Here is a 19,891-nt window from a genome sequence, read left to right as displayed (position 1 = left end):
GAGTGTTTTTCTTCAGGTCGTGCGTAATTTCAATCCGCTAATTTAGCTTTTCTAAACTAGGGGATTGACCTTACAACCTAGTGTTATCTAAATAATAGCTAGAATTGGGGTAAAGAAGTTTATTGCTTTACCTTTTCCGTAAATACTCACATTTCTTCAATCAAAAGTAGTAATATTTTCACGTTGTCCAATCAACATATCACCCAATTTAGGTCGTGACTAAAAAGCATCTTGATAGTTTTTTAATTAGTTTTGAGTGAAAGCTATTACCTAGGTTTAGTCAAAATATGAGCGATTGTAAGGCTATGTAAAGTTTGTTGAGTCATCGCTTTGTCGCACACTAAACTAAACTAAAGTAATATTCATAGACTCTATAGGAATAGAGAATAATGTGGCAAAACATAGTGCTTGTTGTTGCTGTAACAGGCGTTCTAGTTGGCTGTAATTCGACTTCTCAAATTGCAGAAAACTATCGAAGCGAACTTAAGATGCCAGATAATTGGCAGCAAGCGCATACTCAGGGCGAAGTGCAGCAAAGCTGGCTGACACAACTCGAAAATCCGCAAATACATGAGTTGGTTGCACAGGCCTTGAGAAACAATTTATCAATCGCTAAACAAGCAACAGAAATTGAAGCGGCGCGCCAAAGTTTGATTGCAACTGGTAGTGTGCTTTGGCCAACCCTTGAAGTTTCATTTGATAGCACGAGACGTAAAACGGCAAATTCCGGAGCACTGTCTACCACCCATGCACTTGGTGTGAAAGCCAACTACGAGTTAGATCTGTGGGGAAAACTAGCCGCTGATGAGCGCCAAGCGAATCTGAACGTGATGACTAGTCAAGCCGGATTTATGCAGCAAAAATACAACTTAGTTGCAGATGTGGTCATAAGTTGGTTTTCAGTAATTGAAGGACAAAAGCAGTTAGAGTTACTTCATCAGCGTCTAAAGCTCGTCGAACAAAATTTGGATATTATTGAAAATGGTTACAAACAAGGCTTAAACAGCGCTTTAGATGTGTATTTGACGCGCAATGAGTACAGCAATGAGCAAGCAAAAGTTGCTCAACAGGGGGCTTTGGTCAGTGAAAGAAAAAGAAGCCTTGAGCGTTTAATCGGTGAATACCCCAGTGCTCAATTGCTAGTTGAAGCTGATTTGCCACTATTAAATTCAAATATCACAATGGGTGTACCTTCCGAGCTGGTCAGTCGTAAACCAGCTTTGCTGTCAAGTTGGTATCAACTTTTAGCGCAAGATGCTGCGCTTGCTTTCGCGCATAAAAGTCGTTTCCCGAGCATCAATTTGACTGCGAATTATGGCTCCAACAGTGCCAATTTTAACGATGCATTTTCCATGTCATCAGCAGGTTGGTCGTTACTATCAGGTATCTCGGCTCCAATATTTTATGCAGGTCGACTAGCTGCGAATGAAGAGTTAGCTCGGGTGCAATTAAAAGCACAGGAGTTGTCGTACCTCGATAGTCTGCAAGACGCATTTACAGAGGTTGAAAATGGGATCAGCCAAGAGAAAGCGTTGCGCACCAGATATTCAAAGACACTTATTTCAGAGAAAAACGCAAAATTAGCTGAACAGTTATCGTTTGAACAATATCAAAAAGGCTTGGTTAGTTACACCACTGTGTTAGATGCGCAAAAGCGTTCTTTTGAAGCGCAAAGTAGTCTCATTTCAATAAAAAATGAATTAATTAAAAATCGTGTGGCGCTCTATCTCGCATTGGGCGGAGGCTTTCAATTATCTCAGCCTGAGGAAGACAATAATGAATCCAGTTAAAAAATTTATTTTGCCAGTAGCAGTATTGGCTATCTCAATAATATTAGTGGTTTTTATCACATCTAATCCACCAAAAGCAAAGCGTGGACAAGGTAAACCTCAAGCACTGATGACGGTAGATTTTAAAACCATTTCGGCAGCACCTTTCACGATGGAAATTAGCAGTCATGGCGTTGTGCAGCCTCGTACGCAAAGCATGCTTGTAGCACAAGTTTCGGGCGAGATAAGTGAGATAAACGATAGCTTTAGAGATGGAGGCTTTTTTGAAAAAGGTGAATTATTACTGCGAATAGATGACCGAGATTACCGAGCTGAAGTGCAAGTAGCGAAGGCAATGTTGCTAGGTGCGCAGCAAAGTCTGCTGGAAGAGGAGGCTCGTGGGAAGCAGGCCGAAATCGATTGGCAAAGGCTAGGCGATGGGACTAAACCCAGCGAATTGGTGCTGCGAAAACCGCAATTAGCCGCGCAACAAGCAAATGTCCTTTCTGCTCAGGCTAAACTAGCCCAAGCAGAGTTGGCGCTTGAACGAACGCAAATAATTGCCCCATTTGCTGGACGTATATTGAGTAAAAAAGTTGATTTGGGACAGGTGATTTCGACTAACAGTCAACTGGCCGAAATTTACGCAGTTGACTATGTGGAAGTGAGACTACCGATTAACAATAGAGATTTAGCGTTTTTAACTTTGCCGGAACAGTCCAGAGAGGGCACGCAGCATGGCGAGCTTGCCGAAGTTATATTGAGCTCAGATTTGGGAATAGAGCAACAGTGGGTTGGCAACATTGTAAGAACTGAAGGGGCCATAAGTGAGCAGTCTCAACAGCTATATGTGGTCGCGCAGATTGATGACCCATATTCAGTTAAGCGACAAGGCAACTTTGCCATAAAAATAGGCCAATACGTCAATGCGGAGATAACAGGCCGAACGCTTAGTGAAGCTATTAGTATTCCCAACAGTGCGATTTACCAAGGCAGCTACGTATATGTCTTAGATGACAACAACCTATTGATGCGAAGAGACATCACGCTAGCTTGGCAAAGTGATGAGCGCGCGATTGTTAAGTCTGGCTTGTCTGAAGGTATGAAGTTAGTGATTACACCACTTGGGCAAGTAAGTTCAGGAACTCGTGTAGCAGTTATGAATAAGTCGCCACAAAAAGATAAAAAGGAGGCGAGAAGCTGGGACCAACTGACTGAAAAGCAACAGCGTAGAGTAAAAAAAATAGCAGCTGAGCGCGGTGTAAGTGTTAAACAAGTTTTAGCAGAAAGGCAGCAAAAAGCGCAGGAGAACGGCATATGATTGCTTGGTTCACTCGAAACTCAGTTGCTGCTAACTTACTCATGATCTCCATTTTATTTGGAGGTTTATTTGCTTTATCTACAAAAATTCCATTAGAAGTATTTCCATCATTTGAAACGGATAGGATCAGCATTAGTATGACACTTAGAGGTGCAACACCTGAAGATGTTGAGCAAGGTGTTTCGATCCGAATAGAGGAGGCAGTACAAGACCTAGAGGGTATCGAAAAGATCTCAAGCCGATCTGCGGAAGGGTCTGCAAATGTCACTATTGAGGTCGAGAATGGTTACGACCCCCGTGAAATGTTAGCAGACGTAAAAAGTCGAGTAGATGCAATCAATACGTTTCCTGCTGACGCTGAAAAACCAGTAATTTCACTTACGGAGCGCAAAAGGGATGTCATTACGGTAACAGTGGCTGGAAGCTACTCAGAAAAAGAAACGCGAGAGTTTGCTGAGCAGGTAAGAGATGACTTGTTGCGAATATCTGGTGTTACACAAGTCGATTTAGACGGTGTGCGCGATTATGAAGTGGCGATAGAGGTTAGCCAAGATAAGTTACGTCAATATCAGTTAACCATAAATCAGATTGCTGACTTGATTGGTAAGTCTAGCGCGGATATATCCGCAGGAAACTTAAAGTCATCGGGTGGGGATATATTGCTGCGCTCAAAGGGGCAGGCATATCGTAAAGACGAATTTGCGAATATTGCAATCAAGACCAATGCAGATGGCTCGGTAATCTACCTGTCTGATGTGGCTGATATCATTGATGGCTTTGAAGAAACGCCAGTACGTACGCGCTTTAACGGGAAGCAAGCTGCCTTTATCGAGGTTTATCGTATTGGCCAACAAAGCGCGATTGAGGTTGCTGATAAAGTTAAAAATTATATAGAAAAGCGCCAAGATTCGTTGCCTTATGGCTACGAACTAAGTTACTGGGATGATGACTCTGTCATTGTAAAAAAACGTATCGCGACACTGACTTCAAATGCATTGCAAGGTGGCATTTTGGTCCTTGCATTACTTACGCTCTTCCTTAGACCGGCTATAGCATTTTGGGTTTTTATTGGCATCCCAGTGTCGTTTATGGGCGCGTTTATTGCGTTGCCACTGTTTGGTATGAGTTTGAATATCATGAGCTTGTTTGGGTTTATCCTTGTACTTGGTATTGTCGTAGATGATGCAATAGTAACAGGCGAAAACATATACACACATCTCAACAGCTCTGAATCAGGTGAAATCGCGGCCATTAAAGGTACCCAAGAGGTGGCAATCCCCGTTACCTTTGGCATATTAACAACGGTCGCTGCGTTTTTACCGCTGGCGTTTATTGATGGTGTACGAGGCGCTATTTTTGCGCAAATTCCCGCAGTTGTTATCCCTGTATTATTGATGTCTTTAATTGAGTCTAAATTTGTTCTTCCTGCACACTTGAAGAATTTGAAATTGCGAAAAGACAAGGTGAAGGTTAATAAATTCAACCAGTTCCAGCAAAACTTCGCTGATGGGTTTGAACGTGCAATTTTAAAGTACTATCAACCAGCATTGAAAGTGGCGGTATCAAACAAAGCCGTTACGTTGAGCGCGTTTTTGGGCGTTTTCATGATTATCGTAGCACTCATTACCAGTGGGTGGACAAAGTTTATATTCTTCCCGCGCATTCCAAGCGAAACAGTGAGAGCTAATTTGACTTTACCAACAGGGACCCCATTTGAAGTCACGGCAAAGTACATTGATTTAATGTCAGATAAAGCGCAGTTATTAAAAGAGAAGTACACAGACCCTGATACTGGGGAAAGTGTAATAACACATATTTTAGCGACGACAGGTGGGCGTGGTGGCGCTTCGAATTCAGGCCGAGTACGTTTTGAAATAACACCGCCAGAATCCCGTTCAGCCTCGGTCGACTCGCGACAACTAGTAAAAGAGTGGCGAACACTCATCGGTGTTGTTCCAGGAGCCGAAAGCTTGACATTTAGAGCTGAAATAGGCCGCTCTAGCGATCCCATTGATGTACAAATGACAGGTACGTCTCTTGAGGTATTGAAAGAGGCTGCTGAAAAAGTCAAAGAGCAATTGGCGACTTTTCCAACCGTGTTTGATATTACAGATAGTTTGAGTGATGGTAAAGAAGAGTTACAAATAGAACTGACGGAGCAGGGCAAGGCCCTAGGGTTAACCCGCATAGATGTATCTCGGCAAATTAGAAGTGCGTTTTTTGGTGCGCAGGTACAGCGTATTCAACGTGGCAGAGATGACGTGAGAGTGATGGTGCGTTTGCCTCTAAAAGAACGGAGTAACTTAGCGACGCTTAATACTTTGCTGATAGATACCCCTAACTCTGCTTCAGTGCCGCTGAGTCATCTTGCAACACTGACACCGGGTCAAAGCCCGTCGAATATTTATCGTATAGACCGCTATCGAACGGTTAATATCACGGCAGATATTGAAAAGCAAAACACTAACATGACGGTTTTACAAGAAGAGCTCAAAATTTTCTTAGATCAACTTGTATTGCAGTACCCTGGGGTAACTCATTCACTGGAAGGGGAAGCCAAAGAGCAGCGAGAGTCGTTTGGCTCGCTAGGGTGGGCATTATTGTTCGTATTCTTCATTATCTATGCCTTGCTCGCGATCCCGTTTAAATCTTACATTCAACCGCTGATAGTGATGAGTGTGATCCCATTTGGTTTGATTGGCTCGGTAGTTGGTCACTGGATTATGTCGATGGAGCTAACGATTATGAGTTTATTAGGAATGCTGGCGTTGATAGGTGTTGTGGTCAATGATTCACTGGTTTTAGTCGACTACATCAATAAGCAAAGAAGTAGAGGTAAAGAGGTGATGGAAGCTGTTTTGACTGCCGGAGCAGCAAGGTTCAGGCCGGTTATGTTGACCAGTATCACCACATTCTTTGGCTTGATGCCACTGTTATTTGAGCAGGAAACTCAAGCACAGTTCTTAATTCCAATGGCCGTATCTTTGGGTTTTGGTATTGTGTTTGCCACTTTTATCACGCTTATTTTGGTGCCAGTTAACTATCTTATTTCTGATAGGGTTATAAGTTTTGGCAAACAGTTGAACCCAAAAACAGCATAACTGCGACACCGCTTATCGAAAACAGTATGTGTAATCTTGTCTTTTAAGGTTGCGCGTACTGTTGTCTTTGGATAGCAACTATATCCAGTTCGAGCACCCACTTCACAGTCTCACCAGAATAATCACAGCACAGAAAAACAACTAACTTTAATTAGAGAGCTATCTATTTATGGTCGGGTGCTCACTAAAATTGACTGTGCTGTAAGCTTAATGCATAAAATCTAATAATGTGTGTAAAAATATAATTCAATAATAAACAGTGGTTTAGGGTTTTCAGCTGACGTGGTAGTCACATTTTTTGAGGCTTTTTATAAAAATGTGAATGAATTACTTATTGTTATAATGATTAGAGGTCTATATAATTTATATTAATTGAACGTTCAATTAAAAAATTATGCCTAAAGTCGGAATGGAACCAATACGTCGCCAGCAGCTAATAGAAGCGACGTTAGAATCAGTTGCAGAACTTGGTTTACATGCAACTACAATAAACAGTATTAGTAATCGAGCTGGTTTATCTTCTGGCATTATTAGTCATTATTTCGGTGGGAAGCAGGGCTTGATCGAAGCGACTGTTCGCTATCTTCTTACAAATTTGAAAACCAGCTTGCTGTCCAAAGTTGAGCCCAATTGCAACGCTTATGAACGCTTAATGTTCATAGTTGAAGCTAACTTTTCAATGCTCCAACAGCAGAGTAAAACGACCAAAACGTGGTTAAGCTTTTGGGCGCAATCAATGCATGATGAACAGCTACATCGCTTACAAGCAATTAATTCGAAAAGGCTCTATAGCAACTTAGCATACTCATTTATTTATTTCTTTGAGAAAGGCGACGCTCAACAAGCCGCCAAATTAACCGCGGCTATGATAGATGGCCTATGGCTAAGGGCGGTGTTGAGCAAAGCAGACCAAGAGACGTTCAAAGAAGCCGAGCTGCTGGCTAAGCAGTATATTTCATCTCTAATCTCACCTTCTGGAGTACAAGCATGACCTCGACGGTTTATCAGAACTTTATCCATGGCGCTTTTATCGCAAACCAATCCCAAGAGACATTCCCAGTAAAAAACCCTGCCACTGATGAAGTAATTTATCATGTTGAGGTCGCGGATGAGTATGTTCAGAAACGCGCAATTGAGAGTGCGAAACAAGGTTTTGCGATATGGTCAGCAATGGCGCCAGTTGAACGTAGCAGGATTTTAAACAAAGCGGTTGCCTTGCTTAGAGAGAGAAATGACGAGCTGGCACGAGTCGAAGTTTTAGATACAGGCAAGCCTATTCAAGAAGCAGATTGTGTTGATATTCAAACTGGTGCAGATGTCATTGAGTATTTTGCGGGGTTGGCACCAACTCTAATTGGTTCCCAGCAACCTGTTGGGAGCGATTTTTTTTATACCCGTAAGGAGCCTCTGGGTATTTGCGCAGGCATTGGCGCTTGGAACTATCCGCTACAAATAGCTTGTTGGAAGTCTGGCCCAGCGCTAGCCGCTGGTAATGCATTAATTTTCAAACCATCTGAAGAAACACCGTTAGGTGCCATCAAACTTGCCGAAATCTTTATAGAAGCAGGTATGCCGGCGGGTGTTTTCAATGTGGTGCAAGGTGCAGCAGAAGTTGGTCAGTGGCTAACCTCAGATCCTCATATTGCAAAGGTTTCCTTTACTGGGGAGGTCGGAACGGGCAAACATGTGATGCACACTGCGGCTTCTAACCTCAAGGAAGTGACGATGGAACTGGGGGGGAAGTCTCCGCTCATTATATTTGACGATGCTGACGTGTCGGAAGCTGTCAGCGCTGCGATGTTAGGCAACTTTTATACGCAAGGTGAAATTTGTACCAACTGTACTCGTGTATACGTGCATAAAAACATCTACCAGTTATTTGTTGATGAGTTAAAAATACGAACCGAGCAAAATATCATTGCCGGGAATCCACTCGAGCCACATGTCAATTTAGGCGCTTTGATCTCCAAGCAGCATCAGCAACTTGTTCTTAATTATATTGACGTTGGTAAAAAGGAAGGCGCGAAACTTTTGACTGGTGGGCACGCTTTATCGCCACAATCGGCTCCAAATGGATACTTTGTTGCGCCAACTATTTTCGTTGATTGCACAGACGATATGACAATCGTAAAAGAAGAAATATTCGGGCCTGTAATGAGTGTACTGACATTTGAAGATGAAGCAGACGTAATTGCTCGTGCAAACGACACTGAATTGGGATTGGGGGCGGGCGTGTTTAGCTTAAATATTCAAAGGGCACATAGGGTGATTCATCAGTTAAATGCAGGCATCTGCTGGATAAATAGCTATGGAAATTCACCTGCTGAAATGCCAGTTGGTGGCTACAAGCAGTCGGGGATTGGTAGAGAAAACGGTATCGAAACGCTTAACAGCTATACGCAGACAAAATCTGTGTATGTTGGAATGAGCAAGATAGAAAGCCCATTTTAGGAGGGCTTATGTCTCAGTTTGATTACATAATTGTTGGTGCTGGCTCTGCCGGTTGTGTTTTGGCAAACCGCCTTTCAGCCAACTCGCAGCACAAGGTACTTTTACTTGAAACTGGCGGCTCAGATAAGAGCATCTTTATTAAAATGCCAACTGCGCTCTCTATTCCTATGAACACCAAGAAATATGCTTGGCAATTTCATAGCGAGAAAGAGCCATATTTAAATAACCGTAAAATGCACTGCCCGAGAGGAAAAGTGCTCGGCGGATCTTCATCAATTAATGGTATGGTTTACGTTAGGGGGCATGCAAAGGACTTTGATGAGTGGGAGAGCCATGGCGCTATAGGTTGGAACTACCAAACGTGTTTGCCATATTTCAAAAAGGCTGAAACATGGCTTAAGGGCGAAGATGATTATCGTGGTGGGGAGGGCCCATTAGGTGTCAACAACGGCAATAATATGGCGAACCCCCTTTATCGTGCTTTCATCGAAGCTGGAAAAGAAGCCGGGTACCCGATTACTTCTGATTACAACGGGGAACAGCAAGAAGGCTTTGGCCCGATGCATATGACTGTAAAGGAAGGAATTCGCTGTTCAACGAGTCGTGCATATCTAGATCCAGTCAAAACCCGCGATAACTTGACTGTGGTAACTGGCGCTCAAGTGACACGAGTGACGCTAGATGGTAAGCATGCGACAGGTGTGGAATACGTTTTGGATGATACCTTAGTCACGGCCAAAGCTGATAAAGAGGTAGTTTTAAGCGCTGGACCAATTGGCTCGCCTCATATCTTGCAGTTGTCGGGAATTGGTGACTCTGCAACATTGCAAAAAGCGGCTATTGAAGTAAAACATCATTTGCCTGGCGTTGGTATGAACTTACAAGATCACCTTGAGTTTTATTTTCAATATAAATGCAAACAGCCCATCACGTTAAATGGCAAACTTGGGTTGATATCAAAAGGTCTGATAGGTGCCAAGTGGATTCTGAACAAATCAGGACTTGGAGCAACGAATCATTTCGAGTCGTGTGCATTTATTCGTTCTAAGGCTGGTATAGAGTGGCCTGATATTCAGTATCACTTTTTACCCGCTGCAATTCGATACGATGGTAAATCTGCTTTTGAGGGTCACGGGTTTCAGGTTCATGTAGGGCACAATAAACCAAAAAGTCGTGGATCGGTACTCGTTCAGTCCAACGACCCAACGAAAGCGCCAAAAATTCAGTTTAATTATTTGCAACACCAAGACGACATAGAAGGGTTTAGGGCTTGTGTGCGTCTAACTCGAGAAATTATTTCGCAAGCGGCATTTGATAATTACAGGGATGGTGAAATTCAGCCTGGTGAGCATATTCAGACAGATGAAGAGATTGACGAATTTGTGCGTCAAGCTGCAGAGAGCGCATATCATCCATCATGTTCGTGCAAGATGGGTGAAGATGATATGGCGGTAGTTGATTCTGAACTTCGAGTGCATGGAGTTACAGGGCTGCGAGTCGTCGATTCGTCTATCTATCCGACTATACCTAATGGAAACCTCAATGCGCCAACGATCATGGTAGCTGAAAAAGCCTCAGATATGATTTTGGGGAATAGACCTTTGCCACCGTCTGCAGCAAACACTTTGGTTCATCCCGACTGGCATCATCAACAGCGTTAAATATATGAAGAGTTCGCCTAGTTTTGGTCTTTGGGCCATCACTAGCTTGCCGAGGCGTGTCCATCGTTTTTCTAGTCTAGAAAAGCGGTGGAAAAGTAAGCAAGTTTAATAATTACAACCTTAAACGGGAAAATATATGAGTTATTTTTACTTATTTTGGGAGGGCGATAATGACCATTTGGCTTAGCGCAGGCGTATTATTCACCCTACTATCAATCGCTTTTATTCTTTACAAATGGGGAAATGTTCAAGTTGTGGGCGTTACTCCAGTTAAAACATTTACATTTATCGCCATTTTATTTACTTCGGGACTTGATGTCGGTTTGATCATGTTCCCATTAACCGAGTTTGCAGGTTACGCAGACATAAGCGCAAGCCCAGAATATGGATTTACCAACCCTCTCGCCATCGAGTTTGGATTTTGGGGTTTTCTGATCTGGGGATTTTATTTCCTGACCTGTTTTTATTTCTGCGTAATTGAACCAAAAGTGAAGTTCTTTGAGATCCCTTTGGTAAAACTTATTAACAATGTGGTTATTATTGGTACGTGTGCATTTACTGCATTTTTGCTGTTATCTAATTTGCCTTGGTATCTGCCAAGCGTAGGTGATGGCGAATCCATTGTCGCACCATTTTATTTAATCGTCCTTTTAGCTATTTCAATTGCTGTTTACTCAAGTACAAATATTAAGTATGTAAGGCTACTCAGTGTCTCTACAACATGGGTTTTCATAAGCTTAATCGCTCTTTTATGGATTGATGCATTCTTACTAGGCGATGGCGCAATTGGAAGTTATTTTACTAATCTCGCGTTGATGGGCGACTACTTTGCCAATATGCATCAATTTGTTTTGCCTTTGAATGATTATCATGAGTTTTATCTCTTTTGGTGGTTTGCTTGGAGTATCATGATTGGCCAATTTACGGCTCGTTTTGTTGGCGGTTTGAAGACCTATCAAGTTTTGGCTGCCATGCTCGTATTCCCGTCAATTCCTATAGCAGCTTGGTTTGCTGTTTTATACCATTATCATGAAGCTGGAATTCCAACTGAAGGATTGACTAATTTTGCAATGGTGTTTGTGGGCGTGGTGTTTGTGATTAACTCTCTTGATTCACTTATACGCTTATATACCGATAACTTAGGCTTGACCACACAGCGTTTAGGTAAGTCCAAATATATTGCTCTAAACATAGTTGTGTTGTCGCTACTCACCTTATTGTTCCAGCTTAACTTTTTGCAAATCCAATGGGTAGGGGCGATTGTCATTGCAATTTTCTTCGCATGCTTTGGGTTTATTATTGGTAAAAAGTTGCGTGCGGTAGGCGGAATACAAAGTTCGCCAGAAGACAATAAAATTGATTTTAACAAAATAAAAACTGTCAGCTAATTATGAAAAAGATAAATAAAATTGCACTGCTCCCATTGACCCTATTTTCTGGACTTTCGATGGCTGAATTGAGCGGCACTATAACAGCGGCGTCAGACTACACATTTAATGGTGTTAGTCAGACTCAAAACGACCCTGCTATACAGGGTAGTATCGACAAGTCTTTCGACAACGGTCTTTATGTAGGCTCTTGGGCGTCTAATGTTGACTTTGGTGACACTGATATCGAGTGGGACTTTTATATTGGGAAGTACCACGAATTTAACGCAGCATGGAGTGTTGACTATGGTGTCGCTTATTACTCGTATCATGGAGCAAGCGAGTCCAGTGATGGAAATTACCCTGAAGCATATGCAAAGTTTGGTTATAACAATGCACTAGGTAAAACGGAGTTCAACTTTTGGTACAGTTGGGATTATTTTGGCGTTGATGTGGGCCACACGATAGCGATGGTTGCGCATACTTTTGAGATTGCACCAAATCACGCTGTGAGAGCTAGCTTTGATGTGTCTAATTCATTGGACGGTGACAAGTGGCTTTGGAAAGACAATGGAAAGTCTTACCACCATTATCGGTTGGCTTATCAAACGAGTATAGATGCGTTTAATATTGAATTGGCTGCCGAGAATACAAATTTAGATATCGACACGGCTGATGAGCGTATCGTTTTGTCGTTATCTCGCACCTTCTCAATGTAACGATCATTAATGTTAGGTGCACTGTATCAGCGTACCTAACATTAGTTCACTTTCTTTTGCGTTAATGCCTGCAAATTTTTACTTTCACAATAAAAATCCGTACAATCATCGGCCATTGAATTACCGCGCTTTATTGGCGTTTATGCACGACATATCTGACCTTAAAAATATTTTTGATTCTCAGTTTGGCCAATCTCATAATACGCGTTTAGTACGAGGGGATGACGAGCCCATTTACTTACCAGAAAATGAGACATGTGGTTATCATCAGGTAGTATTTGCCCATGGATTTTATGCAAGCGCATTGCACGAAATAGCGCACTGGCTTGTTGCCGGAGAGGCAAGAAGGTTGCAAGAAGACTACGGTTACTGGTATTGCCCAGATGGTAGAGATAAAGCGCAGCAAGCTGAATTCGAAAAGGTTGAAGTTAAACCACAGGCAATTGAGTGGGCACTAAGTGTCTCTGCTGGATTTAACTTTAATGTGTCCGTAGACAACTTAAATGGCGAACAAACCTGCCGGTTTAGTTTTCAACAAAACGTGCATGATAAAGTAATTGAACTGATCGAGGGTGGTTTTAGCTCTCGTACAGAACAACTTCTGAAAGCGCTGGCCGATTTTTATAAAACGCCTTGGCCTTTAACAGCAGAACAGTTTTCTTGGCATTGCCCACAGGAGTTTGAAAATGTCGTTTAAGTTAGGTTTGATCGTTAACCCCTTAGCTGGGTTAGGTGGTGCAGTTGCATTAAAAGGTAGCGATGGTGCCGATACCGCGAAAAAAGCGCTTGAGTTGGGCGCAGAACCAAAATCAAATAACAGAACCAAACTCGCGATTGAACAGCTGTTACCTTATAAGCAAAGCATCGAAGTATTCACCGCATCCGGCGAAATGGGTGAGCGCATAGCTAAAGAGTTAGGTTTTAATATCCAGGTTGTTTACCAACCAAAAATAGAGACAACGCCCGAAGACACAGAGGCGCTAGCTAGAATACTTGTCGAGCAAAAAGTGGATCTTATTTTGTTTGCAGGTGGTGATGGAACAGCGCGAAATGTTTGTGCTGTTGTTGAGGACACAGCTCCTGTGCTTGGTGTGCCAGCAGGGTGTAAAATTCACAGTGGTGTTTATGCAATTACGCCAAAAGCAGCTGGTCGAGTGGTGGAAATGCTGATTAATGGTGAGCTTGTTACATTGGCAGATGCAGATGTAATGGACATTGATGAATCTGCATTTAGGCAAGGAACTGTTAAAGCCAAACGTTACGGTGAAATGCAGGTACCCAGCGAAGTGCGATATGTTCAAAGTGTCAAAAATGGCGGTAAAGAAAGTGATGAGCTTGTACTGGCTGACATCGCTGCATATGTTATTTCAGAAATGGATGAAGACGAGCGTTATATCATGGGGTCGGGTTCAACTGTAGCCGCGGTGATGGAAGAATTAGGCCTTGAAAATACGCTGCTTGGAGTTGATCTTATCCAAGATCATGAGTTAGTTGGCCAAGATTTAACAGCTACGCAGTTACTTGAGATGACAGACGATTGTCCAACGAAGCTGGTCATTACTCTGATTGGTGGCCAAGGTCATATCTTTGGTCGAGGTAACCAGCAGCTAAGTCCAGCTTTAATTCGAAAAATAGGAAAAGAGAATATTATTGTGGTTGCAACTAAGCGCAAACTGCAAGCATTAGATGGTCGCCCACTAATTTCCGACACGGGCGATCAATCACTTGACGATGAGTTAAGTGGATATATTAAGGTCGTTACAGGGTACAATGACCATGTGATGTATGCCGTAGGGCACCAAGAATAACTGAGGAGACAGAATGTCATTTGAAACCTATGTAGAGGCTGCACAGCAGTTTTTTGATGAATTAGTTGATCGTGCAGATGATAATGAGCTGTTTGCTGGTGGCTATTTAAGAGGTCACTTTGACCTAGCAGTAGGGTACGCACAAGTAGAAGAGCTAGATTTAGCGCCTGAAGAACTAAACAATAAAGTTGAAGAGAGTTTAGTTAAAGCATATAAAAATGGCGAGTTAACAGAAGATGACAAAACGCATGTTGTTAATATTTGGGAACAAGTGAAAGCACTTGTAGCCTAAATTTGCGTGAGGGCAAACACAAATGTGATTGCCCTTAACACCAAAGCCTACAAGATCCACTTCCACACGACAAACAACAGTGAAAATGCCACTAAATACACCAAGCCTATCACTGATAGCACTTTGACAGATTTAGGCTGTGCATCAAAAATTTCACCTCTAATTAAAGACAAATTCAGCCATGCAAAAAACGGTGTGGTTAAAAATGCCAAGGTCATTGCGAACATCAACATGTCTTTTAAGTTACCTTTAAAGAACAAGACAACCACCATACCAAGCCCAGATTGAATAGCGATAATTGCAGACAAGCTGTATCTATTGTTATGCGGCTTGATAATTTTGAGAGACTCATCCAACGTTCTGGCGTAACCATCTAATACCGTTAACGTTGTCCCAAACATACATAAAAATGCGACTACAGCAATCAGCCACCTTGCCCATTCACCAATGGTGAGTGCATACATGTCTATGAGCTGTTTAGAAAACGCCACACCAGCTAGTTGGATTTCTTGTGTCTGTCCATACTGCAGTAATACGCCTAAAACGAAAAACATCAGTGCCAGTAATAGAGTTACCGCATAACCTAAATTAAAGTCGAATAGGCTTTGCTCTCTTGTTAATTGATTTGCTTTGAGTTTCGTTTTGAGCCACAAAGAGTTAATTGCTGATATTTCAATCGGTGCGGGCATCCACCCCATCAATGCCACCATAAAGCCAAGTAGGGCTAGCTCATAAGGTGATGGCGCGACAGTTGTTGGTACAGGGTGGGCGGGGCCGTTTGATACAGCGACAATGAGAGCGGCTGTAGTTGCCAAGCATAAGAATACCATAATCACTTTGCTGGCACTGTCTAACAGTTTGTAATGGCCAAATATTAATATAGCAAGACAGACAGCCAACAACCCATAACATATTGTTGTTAGCGCTAAACTCCAAGGCAAAATATATTGCAGGAGTGCCGCGGTCAATAGCAGTACACCAGCAGAGTTAACGACTGCAGCGAGCAGGTTTATAGCAACAAAAAGATAAAATAGAGAGGGGTTTTTATCCTTGTAGCCTTTTACAAGGCTCTGTTTGGTATGTAATGTATATTCTACCCCAAATCTAAAAAACGGGTACTTCAGTACGTTTACAGCCACAATTACCCAAAGTAATTGCCAGCCAAAAAGAGCTCCGGCTTGTGTCGCTGCGACTAAGTGAGAGCCTCCCACAGCTGCGGTTGCCATTAATACTCCTGGCCCTAAAGATTTACTTTTTGATAGTATTCCAGATAACACGACGATTCCTTTTTTATGGGCTATGTTAACTTGTACGTAAAATTATCCAAGTAAAAAATTAACAGGCCGTTATTAGCCAGTGCATTATTACCTATTAAAGTGATTGATCTGGTCGAATCTGCACTTTAACTATATTGCTGATTTGCAAAGTAATGCTTTACGAATGTCACAAAGGTTTTTAGTTTATGTGTTGGATAAATAGTTTGCGGATAGAACAAATAGATACAGTTGTTGGGCTCGTGAGTATACTGTTGCAGCACTTCATGTAATGCATCAGCTTGTAGTTCTTGTTGCACGAAGTAACTAGCAACCTTAAAGAGCCCATGGCCATTCAAAGCGTGGCTTTTTAACAGTGTATTGTCATTCGTTGTAAGCCACCCTTTCACCTTAACTTGCTGTTGAGAAAAGTGCCACGTCGTGTGTGAGTTTATCGTTAGGCATTGATGCTCTGTCAAATCTTCAGGGGCTGATAAATCTGGGCAGTTCGACAAATACTGAGGGGAAGCAACCAAAGCATGGTGATAGGTCAACAGTTTGGCTGCTATCATGTCTTGGGGAGGATTCACCGTTGCTCTAAAACCTAAATCAAAATCTTTCACATTTAAATCATGCGTTTGGTAACTTGCGTTAATCTCAAACTCTATATTTGGATATTGGGCCTTAAATTGAGCACATATGTCGAGTAAAAATGTCTGTGCAAACATCCGAGGAGCCGTGAGTCTAAGTAGGCCTTCGACCTTTTCTCTGCTTATACTGCGTTCGATATTGTAGAGCTCGGCTCTGAGACGCTTTCCTTGTTCAAAAACCTGATGGCCATATTGGGTAAGCTTTACACTTCGAGTTGTGCGTAATAACAGGGGCGTTTTTAGTTGTTGTTCAAGCTTTTTTATTTGTTCAGACAAGTGTCCTTTAGAGACTCCTAGCTCTAATGCTGCTCTAGTATAGCTAAGCTCTTCAGCAAGCTTAACAAACAGCATTATCAGTTCTATACGTTTATGCTCTTTCAAACTCAATACCTAATGATTATTGTTCAATATAGTGAATAATGTGTTTTCATCTTGGGTGTTTTATTTTTATAAGAGAACAATATCATACAGTTTTTTATTCTTGAACGTGGAAGGTGGATTAATGGAAAAAAGAATTTCAATTCAAAAGTATTTCCCAACTGCGAGTAAAATCGTATATGGCTGTATGGGGCTCGGTGCAGATCACAAAGAGAACAGTTCGCTTTCGAATGAAGACATTATAACGGCGCAAGGTATTGTTGAATGTGCACTGGAGTGTGGAATTAACTTCTTCGATCATGCTGATATATATCGTCGAGGTAGCGCTGAGCTGGCGTTTGGCAAAGTTCTGAAAAACTCACCGCAGCTAAGGGCGCAGATGATCATACAGTCAAAGTGTGGGATCCGTGTTAAACATGGCGATAACTTTGGTTGTTATGATTTCTCTGGCGACTGGGTAACTCATTCGGTAGAAGGTATCTTGAAGCGCATGAATATTGAATACCTAGATGTTCTCATGCTTCATCGCCCAGATCCGCTTATGGAGTTAGAGGAGTTAGCGAATACAATTGGTAGCCTTAAGCTCTCAGGAAAAATAAATCACCTTGCGGTTTCAAATATGAATCTGCACCAAGTCAGCCTACTCCAGTCAGCATTAGATATGCCTATTATCAGTAATCAAATTGAAATGAGCTTAGCAAAACTGGATTGGCTCGATGATGGAGTTATGGTTGGCTCCAAGGGAAACCACATGGTCGACTTTGTGAGTGGTACGTTAGAACACTGTCAGCTGAACAATATCCAATTACAGGCATGGGGGAGTTTATCAAAAGGGATTTTTTGTGAACAGGGACTATACTCAAGTAACCAAAATGTAAGAAACACATCGGAGCTAGTTAAGCAATTGTCTAATAAGTATCAGGTTGAAAGCGAGGCTATTGTGTTGGCATTTTTAATGCGTCATCCAGCTGGGATTCAGCCTGTCATTGGTACAACAAATGAAAATCGAATTAGAAATTCGGTAAGTGCCCTTGATATTCACCTAGACAGAAACGATTGGTACAACCTTTATGTAAGCGCTAGGGGAGTTGCACTACCTTAAAATAAGATGAAATCATAGATCTTATGGAGCTTTACTATGACTACACATCCATTTAGCAAACTTGAGACAGGCAGAGGTGCGACTATTTTTGTTACACCTTGCCCAGGAACTCAAGGTGTTGCTTTATTCTCTTCTATTAAGCAGCTCAAAGAGCAGGGCGTGAATGCAATTCTGACACTTATGAGTGACCAAGAGTTAATGCAAAGTGGTGCATGCGATCTTGAAGCTGTTTGCGAAAGCACGCAGGTAAAATGGTTACAATTGAGTGTGCCAACGAGTAGTAATCTCGATGAAGAGTTTCAATGTTCTATTCAAAATCAAATTCCCAGTGTTATGGCTGCAATCTCCAGTGGTTATGTCATTGCTATTCATAGCAAAGGCGGTTCTGGTAGGACAAGGTTTGTGATAGGGCGATTGCTCGCTGAATTAGGCATGAGTGAAGACGAAGTGGGTGCGTTGGTTAAATCTGTTAGGTACTCTGAGCAATCTAATTATTGACCTATATATTTCTTTGATAGTCCAGATGTAGTTGGGTTTCGTCTTGCCCAACTACAAAAAACCTCCCTTCATCACGCTGAACTTTTCCTTTAAATGCAATATTTAGCGTTCTAGTCCGTTTTCACCTCTCTACAAGTAGGAACTTTTCACAGAGGTCATACCAGATTCTTAATCTTTTGATATTAAAGAGGTTGGAAGTGTTTTTGTCGATTTATGTACCTTTATTAATGTAATACCAAAAGGTCATTTTTACTAGTTTTACTAGAGCTTTTGTTTAGTTATTGGTAATAATATATGCAACTTTTGACATGGTCTAAAGCTGAAAATCAATACTTTGGTATTGTTTTTTTCCAGGGATGTTTGGTTAACACAGCTAACCTTAATGCCACTGGAGTATTTATATGCAACTATTTGAATCGCACTCACCACGATTGACTAATGGCGCTCGCCCACTAGTCACCTACATCGTCTTCACAATAGCTTTACTCATCCTAACGGTAGTTAGTTTCCCAACAAAAGCACTCGTGATGATGTCAGGAGAGTTAGATAGGCACCTTAAGTCTTACAATTATGGTACTAAAGCAGATAATAATTGGGTGCAACCTAGTGGTGATTTTCAAGTTAACTTTAAAGCTTTGTTTGAAGCGTTTCATCAACAAAATTGGCCGCTCGCTGATGAGCTGGCTAAAGCTGTAAACTATCAGGTCATTCAGTTTAATGATGTCGACACCGACAAAGTGTATTATTTACTTCAAGAGCAATATCAATTACCGAGCGATAAGTTTATTGGTGGCGGAACCTATGTATTAAACTTAACCGGTTCAAATGCTGTGTTGCAAGCACCGCACCCTAAAAGGGACTCTTTCACAGGTACGCAAGCAATTGATGCATTTTTATATACGCAAACAAAGCTATTGATGTTGGCAGGTACTCGTCGTGATAGCAGTCATGATGTGAGTGTGTGCACCGGTACTAACTACTCGGCAAGTGATGTCGCACACCAGACTGAGTCACTGTTCCAAGTGGTTCATGAATATATGAGTGACTACGATTTAGAAACCGTATTTATCCAGTATCATGGTTTTGGCAAAACAACGCGAGCAAAACTGCAAGCGCAGTGCAATACGGATAACGATTTAATGCTCAATCTAAGCGAATCCGTAAGATACGCCACGAATGACCACGAGCATAGTATTTTGCACTCCATTCGTCGTAGCGTTGAGAGCGAAGGCGTTATTAAAGCGTGTGTTTATGGCAATGATACTAGAAGCCTAGGTGGCACTTGGAATGTACAAGGGCGCCATACAAATGACTCTGTTGACAGCTGCCATAAAAGTGCTGACGCTTCTTCGAAACGTTTCATTCACCTTGAACAAAGCTATGGTGTAAGAAAGTATCATCGCAAAGCAATGCAAAGACATTTAAAGAACGCGTTTGATGAATATTTTCAATAACCTATTTGAATTTCTTGGAAAATAAAAGGGCGCATTCGCGCTTTTTTGAGGGCGTTCAAAATTCTGT

The 19,891-nt window shown here is 41.9% G+C and carries 16 protein-coding genes; 14 read left to right on the top strand and 2 right to left on the bottom strand.

Translation table 11 applies throughout. The features are described 5' to 3' along the window. Nucleotides 1–389 precede the first annotated feature (389 nt). From N482_RS17255 to N482_RS17205, 11 genes are all read left to right on the top strand, one after another. Nucleotides 390–1,790 carry an efflux transporter outer membrane subunit gene (locus tag N482_RS17255; protein WP_063378221.1) on the top strand — a complete coding sequence of 467 codons (1,401 nt, stop codon included), beginning with the start codon at nucleotides 390–392 and terminating at the stop codon, nucleotides 1,788–1,790. Further along, complete coding sequence (locus tag N482_RS17250) at nucleotides 1,777–3,090, top strand: efflux RND transporter periplasmic adaptor subunit (RefSeq protein WP_063378220.1); 1,314 nt, start codon at nucleotides 1,777–1,779, stop codon at nucleotides 3,088–3,090. The genes N482_RS17255 and N482_RS17250 overlap by 14 nt, the downstream gene beginning before the upstream one ends. Continuing rightward, nucleotides 3,087–6,191: an efflux RND transporter permease subunit gene (locus tag N482_RS17245; RefSeq protein WP_063378219.1), complete on the top strand. Its 3,105-nt coding sequence runs from the start codon at nucleotides 3,087–3,089 to the stop codon at nucleotides 6,189–6,191. The genes N482_RS17250 and N482_RS17245 overlap by 4 nt, the downstream gene beginning before the upstream one ends. Nucleotides 6,192–6,585: 394 nt before the next feature. Further along, nucleotides 6,586–7,182, top strand: coding sequence for a transcriptional regulator BetI (gene betI, locus N482_RS17240; protein ID WP_063378218.1), 597 nt, complete (start codon nucleotides 6,586–6,588; stop codon nucleotides 7,180–7,182). After that, nucleotides 7,179–8,642 carry a betaine-aldehyde dehydrogenase gene (gene betB / locus N482_RS17235; RefSeq protein WP_063378217.1) on the top strand — a complete coding sequence of 488 codons (1,464 nt, stop codon included), beginning with the start codon at nucleotides 7,179–7,181 and terminating at the stop codon, nucleotides 8,640–8,642. Before betI ends, betB begins: the two co-directional genes overlap by 4 nt. Nucleotides 8,643–8,650: 8 nt before the next feature. Continuing rightward, nucleotides 8,651–10,303, top strand: coding sequence for a choline dehydrogenase (betA, locus tag N482_RS17230; RefSeq protein ID WP_063378216.1), 1,653 nt, complete (start codon nucleotides 8,651–8,653; stop codon nucleotides 10,301–10,303). A gap of 170 nt (nucleotides 10,304–10,473) precedes the next feature. Next, the gene (locus tag N482_RS17225; RefSeq protein ID WP_063378215.1) at nucleotides 10,474–11,691 is read left to right on the top strand and encodes a hypothetical protein; all 1,218 of its coding nucleotides are present in this window, start codon (nucleotides 10,474–10,476) and stop codon (nucleotides 11,689–11,691) included. Nucleotides 11,692–11,693: 2 nt separating this feature from the next. Further along, entirely contained in the window at nucleotides 11,694–12,389 is a 696-nt protein-coding gene (locus N482_RS17220) for a TorF family putative porin (RefSeq protein ID WP_063378214.1), read from the top strand. A 142-nt stretch (nucleotides 12,390–12,531) separates the two neighbouring features. Next, complete coding sequence (locus N482_RS17215; protein WP_063378213.1) at nucleotides 12,532–13,086, top strand: elongation factor P hydroxylase; 555 nt, start codon at nucleotides 12,532–12,534, stop codon at nucleotides 13,084–13,086. Beyond that, nucleotides 13,076–14,197 carry an ATP-NAD kinase family protein gene (locus N482_RS17210; protein ID WP_063378212.1) on the top strand — a complete coding sequence of 374 codons (1,122 nt, stop codon included), beginning with the start codon at nucleotides 13,076–13,078 and terminating at the stop codon, nucleotides 14,195–14,197. Before N482_RS17215 ends, N482_RS17210 begins: the two co-directional genes overlap by 11 nt. A gap of 13 nt (nucleotides 14,198–14,210) precedes the next feature. Continuing rightward, on the top strand, nucleotides 14,211–14,489 hold the full coding sequence (locus N482_RS17205) for a YfcL family protein (RefSeq protein WP_063378211.1): 279 nt from the start codon (nucleotides 14,211–14,213) through the stop codon (nucleotides 14,487–14,489). Nucleotides 14,490–14,536: 47 nt separating this feature from the next. On the opposite strand, the gene N482_RS17200 is transcribed toward N482_RS17205, so the two are convergent. Together N482_RS17200 and N482_RS17195 are read right to left on the bottom strand one after the other, a co-directional pair. Then, the gene (locus N482_RS17200; protein WP_063378210.1) at nucleotides 14,537–15,715 is read right to left on the bottom strand and encodes an NRAMP family divalent metal transporter; all 1,179 of its coding nucleotides are present in this window, start codon (nucleotides 15,713–15,715) and stop codon (nucleotides 14,537–14,539) included. A gap of 176 nt (nucleotides 15,716–15,891) precedes the next feature. Beyond that, a complete protein-coding gene (locus N482_RS17195) occupies nucleotides 15,892–16,773 on the bottom strand; it encodes a LysR family transcriptional regulator (RefSeq protein ID WP_063378209.1) in 882 nt (293 codons plus the stop codon). A 121-nt stretch (nucleotides 16,774–16,894) separates the two neighbouring features. Here N482_RS17195 and N482_RS17190 point away from each other — a divergent pair, with 121 nt between their 5' ends. The 3 genes from N482_RS17190 (at nucleotide 16,895) to N482_RS17180 (ending at nucleotide 19,824) form a co-directional block, all read left to right on the top strand. Then, nucleotides 16,895–17,872, top strand: a complete 978-nt coding sequence (locus N482_RS17190; protein ID WP_063378208.1) for an aldo/keto reductase — start codon at nucleotides 16,895–16,897, stop codon at nucleotides 17,870–17,872. Between the two features lie 36 nt (nucleotides 17,873–17,908). Further along, on the top strand, nucleotides 17,909–18,370 hold the full coding sequence (locus N482_RS17185) for a hypothetical protein (RefSeq protein WP_063378207.1): 462 nt from the start codon (nucleotides 17,909–17,911) through the stop codon (nucleotides 18,368–18,370). Nucleotides 18,371–18,771: 401 nt separating this feature from the next. Next, the gene (locus tag N482_RS17180; RefSeq protein ID WP_063378206.1) at nucleotides 18,772–19,824 is read left to right on the top strand and encodes a hypothetical protein; all 1,053 of its coding nucleotides are present in this window, start codon (nucleotides 18,772–18,774) and stop codon (nucleotides 19,822–19,824) included. Nucleotides 19,825–19,891: the final 67 nt, after the last annotated feature.

This window comes from Pseudoalteromonas luteoviolacea NCIMB 1942 (assembly GCF_001625595.1).
Lineage (GTDB): Bacteria > Pseudomonadota > Gammaproteobacteria > Enterobacterales > Alteromonadaceae > Pseudoalteromonas > Pseudoalteromonas luteoviolacea_A.
The sequence above is the reverse complement of the archived record's forward strand: the minus strand, read 5'-3'. Positions and strand labels throughout refer to the sequence as shown.

Bases quoted from the DNA above. Each gene is read 5' to 3' on its own strand.
- N482_RS17225 (WP_063378215.1), top strand. From the start codon at position 10,474: ATGACCATTTGGCTTAGCGCAGGCGTATTATTCACCCTACTATCAATC.
- N482_RS17215 (WP_063378213.1), top strand. From the start codon at position 12,532: ATGCACGACATATCTGACCTTAAAAATATTTTTGATTCTCAGTTTGGC.
- N482_RS17250 (WP_063378220.1), top strand. From the start codon at position 1,777: ATGAATCCAGTTAAAAAATTTATTTTGCCAGTAGCAGTATTGGCTATC.
- N482_RS17180 (WP_063378206.1), top strand. From the start codon at position 18,772: ATGCAACTATTTGAATCGCACTCACCACGATTGACTAATGGCGCTCGC.
- N482_RS17220 (WP_063378214.1), top strand. From the start codon at position 11,694: ATGAAAAAGATAAATAAAATTGCACTGCTCCCATTGACCCTATTTTCT.
- N482_RS17205 (WP_063378211.1), top strand. From the start codon at position 14,211: ATGTCATTTGAAACCTATGTAGAGGCTGCACAGCAGTTTTTTGATGAA.
- N482_RS17255 (WP_063378221.1), top strand. From the start codon at position 390: ATGTGGCAAAACATAGTGCTTGTTGTTGCTGTAACAGGCGTTCTAGTT.
- betB (WP_063378217.1), top strand. From the start codon at position 7,179: ATGACCTCGACGGTTTATCAGAACTTTATCCATGGCGCTTTTATCGCA.
- N482_RS17245 (WP_063378219.1), top strand. From the start codon at position 3,087: ATGATTGCTTGGTTCACTCGAAACTCAGTTGCTGCTAACTTACTCATG.
- N482_RS17190 (WP_063378208.1), top strand. From the start codon at position 16,895: ATGGAAAAAAGAATTTCAATTCAAAAGTATTTCCCAACTGCGAGTAAA.
- N482_RS17210 (WP_063378212.1), top strand. From the start codon at position 13,076: ATGTCGTTTAAGTTAGGTTTGATCGTTAACCCCTTAGCTGGGTTAGGT.
- N482_RS17185 (WP_063378207.1), top strand. From the start codon at position 17,909: ATGACTACACATCCATTTAGCAAACTTGAGACAGGCAGAGGTGCGACT.
- N482_RS17200 (WP_063378210.1), bottom strand. From the start codon at position 15,715: ATGGCAACCGCAGCTGTGGGAGGCTCTCACTTAGTCGCAGCGACACAA.
- betA (WP_063378216.1), top strand. From the start codon at position 8,651: ATGTCTCAGTTTGATTACATAATTGTTGGTGCTGGCTCTGCCGGTTGT.
- betI (WP_063378218.1), top strand. From the start codon at position 6,586: ATGCCTAAAGTCGGAATGGAACCAATACGTCGCCAGCAGCTAATAGAA.